Raw genomic sequence first — 1830 nt, 5'->3', positions numbered from 1 at the left:
GTCATCATCTACCTCCTTGTACACTGTCAGAGAAAGAGACTCTGGTTCATCGGTATAAATGTGCTGAGTAAAGCCGTTTGCATCGCTGAAGCCGCTCCACCTTTTACCCGACTCGCTTTCGATCTCGTAGCGTGTGTGCGGCAACACCGTCTCGCCGTCGTCGTCGACCAGGTGGAACTGCTCGTGATATCGCGGAACATCGCCCGCATGGGGTAGACCAGGGAGTACGTAACCCTGCGCGGTCGGTCCGTCGAGGCTGTGCGACGTGCCCTTGATATCGATCTTGCCGGGCGCGTGGATCTGGATGTCACCATTTGCGATGCGAATATAGGCACCGCCGGAAGTTAGATAGATCTCTTGGTCAGCGGCAACCTCGACCTTGGCAGTCGTCGAAAGCACTTTGACCGATTTCTGAGCAATCAGCTCGATGTTGTCTGAGTGCGCTTGTACCTCGATCTTGCCGCGACCGGCGAACAATTTCATGCCGGCATTCTGAACGAAGATACTCAGCTTGTTCGCGACACTTGCGATCAGAGACTTTCCGACCGCCAGGTGGGTACTTTGCCCGCTGACGACGTTAACGTGTTGCGCGGCTGACAGATGGGCGGTCTCGTTCGTCGAGATCGCGATGCCCGATGGGCTTCCGAAAAGCATGATCGGCTCTTTGAAGGCATTCGCTGCACCGGTGCCCCCGCCAGCGGTGCGGCCACCAGACACGGTGCCAGCGACCGACTGTTGCGACGCATCGGTCAGCTGCTTTAGTGCGTCGTATCCGGCCTGCATGCCCTCAGCCTCGTGTGCGGTACTTGCGTCCGAAAGTGATTCGAGCAGGCTCTCTGCTCGCACCAATTGCTCTTGCGTTTCGCGCGCGTCGAGCGGTTGGCTGTCCGCCGCCTTCGAATACGTGGTGACGTACAATCCGCGGTTCGCGCGGATGGCGCCGTAACTGTCCGTCCGGAGATCGAAGCCACTACCTAGATAGTCGCCCCGTGAATTCCCGGTATGCTGGATCAAATAGCCGAGATGGAGCGCCGAGTTTCCGTGGCTGCTGAACAGCTGCACGCGGTTTTGGCCGGTCGAGTCGTCCATTACCATCTGGTTGTATCCCGCTCCGGCAAACTCTTTCGAGCGATAGCCCGACAGCAGACCGTTCGTATGCCACTGAGGCTTCGTCGCGCCGTTGTAGACTCGTGCGATCGCGATCGGACGGTCACAGTCTCCACCGACATAATCGATCAAGACCTCTTCGCCGACCCGCGGCGGATGGACAGCACCGTACCCGCTGCCGGTATCGGATTGCGCAACGCGTACCCAACAAGATGCGCTCTCATTGCCTTCATTGATGCGATCCCAAATGAAACGCACCTTGATACGGTTCAGCTCATCCGTGTAGACCTCTTCGTTCTTCGGCCCGACCACGATCGCAGTTTCGAGGTGTGTCGTCGGCTTGGCGTGTTCGAAAGGGCTCCTGAACGGTACCACGGTCCGCTGCGCTTCGATCTCAACGTGAAAGGCGCCCGTGGATCCATCTGCTCCGATCAAGGTATACGCGCCGCTGTCCAGGTCTGCAATCGCTGATTCTGCAATCCGACGGTCCAGGCTATGGAGCATCCGGGCGGATGTCTGAGTGATCGGTAGATTGTTTCGCACGATCCAACGCACCGCAATCGCCGCGAACTCGCGCTGCTCGCTCGAATCGCCATCGTGATCGGGATGTCCGTTCAACGTGAAACGTTTGCCAGCGTCAGCTGCTCGCCATCCACCGATACCAAAAAAGCGCTTCGACCGCGATTCCCATTCTTCGAGGCGGATTTTCGAAAGCGCGTCACC

Annotated in this window: 1 protein-coding gene; it reads right to left on the bottom strand. The window is 58.3% G+C overall.

Annotated elements, in window-relative coordinates; translation table 11 throughout:
• The coding region (locus tag H0X90_RS35235) for a type VI secretion system Vgr family protein (RefSeq protein WP_196438428.1) at positions 1-1830 on the bottom strand (1830 nt) is incomplete at both ends.

The sequence above is a fragment of the Burkholderia sp. 9775_39 genome (assembly GCF_015712225.1).
Classification (GTDB): domain Bacteria; phylum Pseudomonadota; class Gammaproteobacteria; order Burkholderiales; family Burkholderiaceae; genus Burkholderia; species Burkholderia cenocepacia.
The sequence above is the reverse complement of the archived record's forward strand: the minus strand, read 5'-3'. Positions and strand labels throughout refer to the sequence as shown.